This window comes from Asaia sp. SF2.1 (genome assembly GCF_000505765.1).
Lineage (GTDB): Bacteria > Pseudomonadota > Alphaproteobacteria > Acetobacterales > Acetobacteraceae > Asaia > Asaia bogorensis.
In genome coordinates this window covers 1-8986 of the sequence record NZ_AYXS01000028.1, presented here as the reverse complement: position 1 = coordinate 8986, position 8986 = coordinate 1, and the positions used below count along the sequence as shown (strand labels likewise).

The 8986-nt window shown below is 63.8% G+C and carries 9 protein-coding genes; all 9 read left to right on the top strand.

The window, feature by feature from the left end:
• Positions 1-311: 311 nt before the first annotated feature.
• Positions 312-1517 carry a phage major capsid protein gene (locus tag P792_RS31085; RefSeq protein ID WP_023979265.1) on the top strand — a complete coding sequence of 402 codons (1206 nt, stop codon included), beginning with the start codon at positions 312-314 and terminating at the stop codon, positions 1515-1517.
• 11 nt (positions 1518-1528) lie between these two features.
• Entirely contained in the window at positions 1529-2188 is a 660-nt protein-coding gene (locus P792_RS36060; RefSeq protein ID WP_023979264.1) for a hypothetical protein, read from the top strand.
• Positions 2185-2508 carry a hypothetical protein gene (locus P792_RS31080; RefSeq protein ID WP_023979263.1) on the top strand — a complete coding sequence of 108 codons (324 nt, stop codon included), beginning with the start codon at positions 2185-2187 and terminating at the stop codon, positions 2506-2508. Before P792_RS36060 ends, P792_RS31080 begins: the two co-directional genes overlap by 4 nt.
• Entirely contained in the window at positions 2508-2933 is a 426-nt protein-coding gene (locus P792_RS31075; RefSeq protein ID WP_023979262.1) for a hypothetical protein, read from the top strand. The genes P792_RS31080 and P792_RS31075 overlap by 1 nt, the downstream gene beginning before the upstream one ends.
• Before the next feature lie 60 nt (positions 2934-2993).
• Positions 2994-3944: a phage tail tube protein gene (locus P792_RS31070; protein ID WP_023979261.1), complete on the top strand. Its 951-nt coding sequence runs from the start codon at positions 2994-2996 to the stop codon at positions 3942-3944.
• A 59-nt stretch (positions 3945-4003) separates the two neighbouring features.
• Positions 4004-4417 (top strand): hypothetical protein, encoded by a 414-nt coding sequence (locus P792_RS31065; protein WP_023979260.1) that lies wholly within the window; start codon positions 4004-4006, stop codon positions 4415-4417.
• 74 nt (positions 4418-4491) lie between these two features.
• A complete protein-coding gene (locus P792_RS31060) occupies positions 4492-4770 on the top strand; it encodes a hypothetical protein (RefSeq protein WP_023979259.1) in 279 nt (92 codons plus the stop codon).
• Positions 4767-5483 (top strand): hypothetical protein, encoded by a 717-nt coding sequence (locus tag P792_RS31055; RefSeq protein WP_023979258.1) that lies wholly within the window; start codon positions 4767-4769, stop codon positions 5481-5483. The genes P792_RS31060 and P792_RS31055 overlap by 4 nt, the downstream gene beginning before the upstream one ends.
• Positions 5484-5488: 5 nt before the next feature.
• On the top strand, positions 5489-8986 hold a 3498-nt coding region (locus P792_RS31050), incomplete at its 3' end, for a hypothetical protein (protein ID WP_023979257.1).

The following is an 8986-nucleotide window of genomic DNA, read 5'->3' as shown; positions in this document are numbered from 1 at the left end:
GCCGGGCGGGCCGCGCCGCCAGATCAAGGCCGCAAACCTGCACGAGGTCAGCCTGGTGGATGACCCGTCCAACGCCCTCGCCCGCGTGACCGAAATGCGCAGGCGGTTTTACCCCGCAGGGCCGTAGCTGCCCGATCTGGCGGCAGAAGTTCGCGCCGTCAGTCGGGCATTGAGTGAAGCCACTCGCCCAAAATTCCGTTTGCCCAGGCCACGCGGGGCCAGCCGGTCAGGCTGATCGACTCCCGCTCCCGCGAACCATCCAGAACACCACACAGGGCGCTTCGAGCGCCCTTTTTCATGAGGAAAACCCTATGTCCGATTACGAACAGGCCGCCCGCGATCTCAAGGCCGCGACCGATGAGGTCAAGCGTTTTGCTGAAGCCTCGACCACGGAACTGCGCAACCTCGGCAAGGTCACGGAAGAAACCAAGGCCAGCGCAGACAAGGCTCTGGCCGAGATGAACGGGCTTTCTGCCCGACTGACCGATCTGGAACAGAAAGCCGCCCGTGCAGGCCAGGCAGGCGCACGCGAGACGCGCTCACTCGGCCAGCGTTTCATTGACGGCGACGAGGTGAAGGCCGCAATCGGCATGGGTGAGCGTTTCAAGGGCCGCCTCACGGTGGAAATGCGGGCCATTACCTCGGGCAGTTCGACCGGCAATTCAGGGACGACCGGACTTGTCGTGGCCGACCGCCAGCCGGGCATTATCCAGGCCACGCCGGATCGCCGCATGACCATTCGCGGGCTTCTCATGCCCGGCACCACGCAATCGGGCGCAATCGACTATGTGCGTGAAACGCTGTTCACCAATAACGCGGCCCCGGTGGCTGAAAATCCGAACGCCAACAAGCCGCAATCAGAACTCAAATTCGATCTGGTGACGCTCGGCGTCAAAACCATCGCTCACTTCGTCATGGCCTCGCGCCAGATCCTGGCCGATGCGCCCATGCTGGCCAGTTATGTGGATGGCCGCCTGCGCTACGGTCTGGCCCTCAAGGAGGAAGATCAGCTGCTCAATGGTGACGGCACGGGCCAGAACCTCAACGGGCTGATGAACCAGGCGACGGCTTATGCCCAGCCCGCAGGCGTGAACGCCAAGACCGAGACCATGATTGACCGCCTGCGTCTCGCCATGCTGCAGGCGACCATGGCCGAGCTGCCCGCAACCGGCCATGTGCTGAACCCGACCGACTGGACATCCATCGAGATGACCAAGGACACGCAGGGTCGCTATGTGTTCGCCAATCCGACCGGGCTTGCCGGGCCGGTGCTTTGGGGCCTGCCGGTGGCTGAAAGCCTGAGCATGAAGGCGGGCAACTTCCTGACCGGTGCTTTTGCCTATGCCGCGCAGATTTTCGACCGTGAAGATGCGACGGTCACAATCTCGACCGAGGATCGCGACAATTTCGTGAAGAACATGGTCACGATCCTGGCCGAAGAACGCATGGCGCTTGCCGTCTATCGCCCGCAGGCGCTGATCAAGGGCACGTTTGCCACCTCCGCCGCTGGCGGCTGATCGGGGGCACCATGACGCTCACCATCCTCGAAAGCCCCGCCCAGGGGCTCGCCCTGGTCTCGCTCGACGCCCTGCGCGATCAGCTGGCGGGCGAGCCGGGCGGGCAGAACAATGACCCGGCCCTGAGCGAGTATCTGGCCCAGGCCACGGCGCTCGTGCAGGCCACGCTGGGCCGTCCGGTTCTGGCGGGTCTGTATCGCCAGACCCTGCGCGTCGGGGATGGCGAGCGCAGGCTGTCGCTCACTCTCACGGCCTCGCCAGTGGTCGAGATCGTGACCGTCACGCAGGACGGTTTCACCCTCGACCCCGGCCCCGAGGGCTGGGAGTGCGCGGCCTGGTCCGGCTTGCTCTATCCCTCCCGGTTGCAAGGCGCATGGTGGTGGCCGGGGCGCTATCGTGTGACCTATCGGGGCGGCTGGATCGTGCCGGGCATGAAAGACGACCAGGGCGAGCCCCTGGCCCCGACCGTGCCCGCCGATATCCGCGCTGCCACGCTCTCGACCGCCCGGGCCCTGTTCTTCACTGCCCAGCGCGGCGACCCGCTCCTGCGTTCCGAGAGCGAGCAAGGCGTGGGCGCAAGCAGCTGGGCCACGCCCGATGCAAGCCTTGGCGGCCTGCCGCCCGATGCGGCGTCCATCCTCGCCCGCTATGCGCAGGCGGGTCTGTCATGAGCGTGGGTGCCAGCCGACGCAGGCGGCAAATCCTGCGTGCCGGGCGTTGCATGGTCCTGTCACGCCCGCGCATGGAAAGCAGCCTGAGCGTGACCGGCTACGCCCCGCCCCCGCAGGCATCGCAGCTGGCGGAAGGCGTCGGCAAGGCCACGCTGCTCGTGCAGATCACCGCCAATGAAACGGGCCGGACCGGCTATGAGCCACGCAAGGGTGACACTCTGCGCGACGGGCCGAAGACCTACACCCTGACCGACGCCAGCCCGGTTTTCGACCGGGGCACGCTGTGCGGCTGGACCCTGATCGCCTCGGGAGGCGCGTAATGCTGTCCGATACCGTCTGGAATGACGCCTACACCCGCGCCCAGCTGGTCGCAAAGCAACAGGGCCTCGCCCTTGTCGATGCGCTCGAACAGCAAAGCGAGGATCGGCCCGATCTGTTCTGGCGCATGGAAGCCCAGGCGAGCCAGTCGGACCGGCTCGGCATTGGCGAGGTGGCGATAGAGGAAGAGGGCGAATTTGCCTTTCACCTGACCATTCGGGCCGGGTCGATCCTGACACCCGACGCATTGAGCCTGTGCAAGGGCATGAGCACCATGTTTCGCGCCCGGCTGGAGGGCGTGCAGCCCTTACCCGATGGGCTTTTCTATGACGGGCAAAGCCTTTCGCCACCTGATCCGGATACGGGCGGAAACTGGTTCACCATGACCCTGTTCGTCCGATACCGCTACCAGGACCGCATGATTTGACCAGGCCGCCCCATCCGGGCGGCTTTTTTCATGCCTGCAACCTCAAGGGAGAAACCCCCAATGGCCTATACTGGCGCGACAGCCAACTGGGCGGCGGCGGCCCAATCCAACGCCTCGACCGTCTCTTATGCCAAGGAAGAAACCTATGCCGTCAAACCGGGCGGGGCCTTCCAGCGCACGCGGTTTACCGGCGAAAGTTTCCGTCTCAACGATACCCGCCAGCGCCCCGAGGAAATCAACCTGCTGGCCGAGGTCTCGCAGGCCGTCACCACGCAGCTGAGCGTGTCGGGCACCCTGTCCGGTGCGCTTTCAGTCGGCACCTATGATGACCTGCTTGCGGGCATCATGGGGGCGGACTGGGCCAATGACGGCTCAATCGTCAATAATAACCTGGTCAAGACCTGGTGCCTGCATCAGGCAATCGGTGACGGGTTTTTCCTCCGCCCCGGCGCGTTCTGCACGCGGGCGCAGCTGAGTTTCCCGCAGGGCAATTTCGCGACCGCTGCTTTCGATTTCACCTGTGCGCGGCAGGAAAAAAGCCTGGTCGATCCCGCCGCCAGTTACATCCCCGCCCCCACCGGGGCGGTGCTCGATACGGTGGGCAATTTTGCCTCGTTCAAGCTGGGTGGTCAGGTGCCGGTCGGCGTGTTGCGTCAGGTCGATATCACGATCACCCGCGACGGGGCCGATAGCGATTACGGCATCGGGCAGGCCTATGCGTGCGGCATCCGCCCCGGCCAGTTTAAGGCAGATGGGCAGCTGCAAATCTTCTTCAAGGACTGGACCCTGTACGATCAGTACGTTGCAGGCTGGTCGGGCGTAATCGACATCGAGGTGAAGGACGCGACCGGCAACGGCTATCGCTTCACCTTCCTGAATGGCCGCCTGCAAAGCCCGCAGATCAACGCGGGAAGCCGCAACACCTCAATCGTTGCGACCTTCGACCTGGAAGGTAACCCGCAGACCGGCGGCGGCACCTTCAGGATCACCCGCATCAAGCCTGCCCCCTGAGGGCAAGTTTTCCAGCCTTCTCCCCTTTCCCTACCGTTCCAACAGGATCACCCCAGACAATGGCAAGACTGACCGACCTCAAGACCGACAGCGCCGCAATCAATGACGGCGTTTGGGTCGATATCGAGCAATATCCGGGCCTGCGCATCCGCACGCGCGGTTTTACCGATGCCTTCATTGACGCCCAGGCCCGCAGGTTGGCCCAGGCCGCCGAGAAATTCCGCAACAACGTGGAGCGCATCCCGAACGCCATTCGTCGCCAGATCAATGCGGGGCTGCTGGCTGAATTCCTGCTGCTCGATGTGGACGGCCTTTATCTCGATGACGCCGAAACCGAAAAGGTCACGCTCGACGGCTTCCGCGACCTGCTGGCCGATCCTTCCTATGGGCAGCTGCAGCGCTGCTGCTGGGAGGCTGCAAGCCTGGTGGCTTCAGGTGCCGTGAAGCAGGCCGAGGAAGCCGAGGGAAACTGATTGCGGCGCTCGGCTGGCACCTTCGCTGGGGGGCGTTTCCCGATTGCTGGGACTCCATCGAAGGGGCTGACGCCGTGCGCCTGGAACCAAGGCCCGATCTGGTCTGGATCTGGCGCGCCTGGCACAGGCTATCGACCGAACGCCCGCATACGGTCATCGGCACATTCAATGCCCTGGGCGGTGGCTTCATCGAGTCCCGCCCGGAGCCGATTCCGTGGTCTGCCCTCACACGCTGGGCCGCGCATTACGGGCTTTCAGTGCAGGAAATGACACTGCTTGAACGCTGCGTGATCGCGCTCGATGCCGTCTATCTCAAACACTGGTCCGACAGGTTCACGGAGCGCCGCAGGTGAGAGTTTCGCAAATCGTGCGGCATCAGATCCACATCAACACGCAGGCCGTGCGCACAAGCGCCGAGTTACGGGCGATTGTGGCGCAGCAATGCCGCGACTTTCGCGACAATCTCATAGAAAGCGGCCAGGCGCCTGCACATTTCCGCACGATGGTGGACCGGCAGAACGACCGGGCCGAGGAAAGCGTGAAGCTGGATGGCGGCCATGTCGTCTATGCCTTCAGCGGCCTGGCCGAGGCGGTGGCATGGAGCCTGACTGAACTGCGCAACCGCTCCCCCGCCCGGTCGGGCAATTTCCGCAATAGCTGGTTCATGATGGTGAATGGCCGGATCTGGACAGACACCCCGCAGGCCATACCGCCCGGTTCTGAAATCTGGATCACGAACACCGCCCCTTATGCCCGCAAGATCGAAGTGGGCGGCCAGAAAACGGGCGTGCCACCGCGTATCGTGGAATCGGTGCGTCAATCGGCGCGGCGGCGTTTCCAGACGGTCGAGTTCGCCCGCGCCTTCAAGGCCCTGAGCGGTGGCAGCGATTCACGCGGCGGCCCCGTGCCTTACATCCTCAAGGGATCGGGCATCGCCTCGGGCCTGAGCTGGTCGCGCAAAGGCGGCTGGACCCGAAAACATGACGCCTATGTGAGCCGACGCCCCGACCGGCAGGCGGGCGGTCAGGTGCTCTATCCCACGCTCATTCTGACAGAAAAGGTCTGAAAATCATGGTCAGCGTCCGCCAGATCAACATGATTGATAACGTCATCGAGGTGGTGGACCGGACACAGGACGGCACGGAATCGGCGGCGCGCAATCTCGACCGGCTGCAGGACAAGAGCGAGGGTGTCTCGCGTGCCGTGGGCGATATGGGCAAGGCCGCAGCGGATGCCGCAAAATCTGTGGCCGAAGGCGCAAAGGATGCCGCCGATTCCATGGGCGGCATTGGCAGCAAAACCGCTTCTACACTGGCACAGACACGGGCACAGCTGGCCGACCTCAAGCGGCAGCGCGACGAACTGCGCAGCGCGGTGGCTACCGGCGTCGTGCCGGATATGGGCAAAGCCACGCAGGAAATGGCCCGGCTCGATGCCGAGATCACCCGCGTTTCTGACGGGTTTGCCGATCTGCACGCGAGACAACGCGCCAGCACGGATGCCCAGGCGGCCATGAATGGCGAAATCGGGCAATCCAGCGCCATGCTCAACGGATTCCGCGACAGCATGGCCGGGCTGGGCTCGACCGGCAGCAAGGCCACCTCGGAACTGACGGCAGGGCTCGATACCTCCGCCAAGGCGTTTTTACGCGTCGGGGCTTCTGCCGATGATATCTCACGCAAGCTGCTGCAACTCGCCAACGCCCGTGAACGCCTGCAATCGCTTGAAGCCATGGGACAAACTGCCGTGGCTGGCGGCGGCGTGGCCAGCGAGGACGCAGACAGGGTCATCGCCGCGCAACGCGCCAGGGTGAACGCCTTGGCCGACGAGGTGGCACAGATGCGCCTTGCCGCACGCGAGGCGGGCACGCTGGGCAAGGCAATCGAGGGCCAGACCGCCGCTCATGTTGAGAGTGCTGCCGCCGCGAAGCTGTCGAGCTACCAAATCGGCATCCTGGCCGGTGAGGCGCATAAATTTGCCAATCAGGTCATTGCCGGTGGCAGCGCCATGAAAGCGGCGATCTATCAGGTGCCGAACATGGTCACGGTCATGGGCGGTTTCGGCAAGGCCACGCAGATCGTGGGCGGCCTGCTCCTGGGGCCCGTCGGGCTTGTGGCGGGGCTTCTCGGTGCAGGCGTGGCCATGGGCAAACTCGGCGGCTATGCCGAGGAACAGGAATCGCGCCTGGCCAAACTCTCGACCCAGCTACGCGCGACCCGCGACGATGCAAGCGGCATGGCGGGGGCCATCACCTCGGCAAGCCTCACCCTGTCGCGTATGCCGGGCTGGTCGCGTGACGACGCCACAACCGCGACAACGGCAATCGGCCAGACCTATAATTTTGCCGGTTCGGGCAACGATCTGATCGAGCTTGCCAATATCGCCCGCGATGCGGGGGCCGTGTTCGGGACGCTGGCCGATGGTCTCAAGGCCGTGCAACAGGCTATGACCGATCCGACTGCCGAGATCGAGGCGCTTTACAAGCAGCACCTGCCCGGCGTCGATGCCGCCCTTGTCGAGCAGGTGCGCAGCCTGCAGGCGAGCGGCAATCAGGGCGAGGCCTTCGCGCTGGTCATGGACAAGATACGAGAAGCCACCAAAGGGGCGCATGACGAGGCCCTGACGCCTTTCCAGCGGTCGCTGGAAAACCTCAAGACAGTGACCGAGCCCGTCACGTCATCATTAGGCAAGCTCGCCACGGGTATCGGTCGGGCGCTTATGGACGCAGTAACCGATGTCACGTCCTACCTGACGAAGAACGCCAGCAGACCAGCAACGGACGGGCTTGCAGGCGGCGATGTGCTCGATAATTTCGCAGCCGGCCAGCATCATTACGGGCTGGGCCAGGTCGATCCGCGCTATAGCAGCGGCTACGATATCATGACGCCAAAGGGCAATATCGACGCCTCCATGAAAATCTTCATGGAAGCGATGAAAAAGGCCAGCGACAACCGCGATGACACGCTGGCTTATTACAGCGGCAATGCGCCGGGCAGCGCGGGGGCGAAGAAATACGCCTCCGCCGTGCGCGGCTACGATATCGACACCCTGCCCGCCGACACGTCAGCCCTGATCGACCAGGAAGGGGCGCGGCTCAACTTCCCGACCCGGTTCACAAACCTTTACAAAGCGGTCATCGGTCATGAGAGTGGCGGCCATCAATACACCGACCACAAGGCCGCAAGCACGGGTTCGGCGGAATCGGTCAAACACGCAACGTCCGCCGCCGTGATCGACAACACGAAATCCCTCAAGGCCGGGGCGTCGGCTTCTGCCAGTTCGGTCAGCGAAACCAGCTGGACACAGCAACGCAGCGCACTTGAGGATTACATAGCGTCAGAGGAAAAGCTGCTTGCCACGCAAAAGGAAGGATCGGCAGCCTGGACCCAGACAAAGGAGCAGATCACGCAAGCGCGTGTGGCGCTCGCCAATACGCTGAGCCCGCAGGAGAAGATCACCCAGGGGCTCAATGACAGTCTCGCCCCGCTCCAGTCGCAAACGGGCTACTGGCGCAGCATGGCGGAAGTGGTCGCGCAATTCGACCAGACGGCACGCGGCACAGGGGTCGAACAACAGGCGCTTGCCCAGGCCCTGGCCGACAAGCAGACCGTGCTGGCGGCGGCGTATGAAGATGGCACGGTCGCTGCCGAGCGCCAGGCGCAATCGCAAACCGCCATTGCCGCCGCTGCCGGTGGGTCGAGCGAGGCTCTGCAGCACGCAACCAACTATCAGATGGCCTATACCGAGGCGCTCAACGATTTTGATGCATCGAGCCCGGAATTTGTGGCGGCGGTGGAACGTCGCACGGCGGCACTCGATGCCGCTTCGGCGGCGCAGGTACGGGCGCAGCAACTTCAGAAAAATGCGGGGCTTTCCGATTCAATCGCCCTGATCAAGGCGCAAACCGCATCGCTTGGCGAGAACGCCGAACAACGTCAGATCAGCCTTGCGGTCATGCAGGCCGAAATGGAGATGCACCGGCAATATGGCGATGTGCTGCCAAAGGAAGCGCAGGACTATATCGCCCTCACCAAAGCCCAGGCCGAGGCCACGGCGGCTTATCAAAGCCAGAAAAGCGCGGTGGATGAACTTACCGGCAGCCTTGAACGCATGTTCGAGACACTGGTTGACGATATCACGCAGGCCTTTGTGCAGAGCGGCAAGGGAGCGGTCGATTTCGGCTCGGTCCTGTCCGGCCTGCAAACGCAGATTGTCGGGCTGGTGGCCAAGATGGCGCTGATCAACCCGGCCCTGAACGCGCTGGATGGCGGTTCACGCAATACGATTACGGGCCTGTCTGACACGCTGGCCTCGGGCGGCTCGGTCGGCAACAAGGCGGCTAGTGTCTCGATTGCCGGGGCCGGTTCGCCCGCATCGAGCGTCGCGAGTTCGAGCGGCTGGCTTTCGGGGGCCATGAAAACCAAGCTGTTCGGTACGGCCACGATTGGCAACACCTTGGCCGGTGTGGGCGGTGGTTTCGCTCTCGGTTCCGCGCTTGGGAATATCGGTGGCGGGACGTATGGCATGATCGGTTCAGGCGTGGGCGCGGCTTTGGGTGCAGGCCTTGGG

What these genes read in the sequence shown, in the direction of transcription:
- P792_RS31075 (WP_023979262.1), top strand. Translation starts at nt 2,508, where the DNA reads ATGCTGTCCGATACCGTCTGGAATGACGCCTACACCCGCGCCCAGCTG.
- P792_RS31070 (WP_023979261.1), top strand. Translation starts at nt 2,994, where the DNA reads ATGGCCTATACTGGCGCGACAGCCAACTGGGCGGCGGCGGCCCAATCC.
- P792_RS36060 (WP_023979264.1), top strand. Translation starts at nt 1,529, where the DNA reads ATGACGCTCACCATCCTCGAAAGCCCCGCCCAGGGGCTCGCCCTGGTC.
- P792_RS31080 (WP_023979263.1), top strand. Translation starts at nt 2,185, where the DNA reads ATGAGCGTGGGTGCCAGCCGACGCAGGCGGCAAATCCTGCGTGCCGGG.
- P792_RS31085 (WP_023979265.1), top strand. Translation starts at nt 312, where the DNA reads ATGTCCGATTACGAACAGGCCGCCCGCGATCTCAAGGCCGCGACCGAT.
- P792_RS31065 (WP_023979260.1), top strand. Translation starts at nt 4,004, where the DNA reads ATGGCAAGACTGACCGACCTCAAGACCGACAGCGCCGCAATCAATGAC.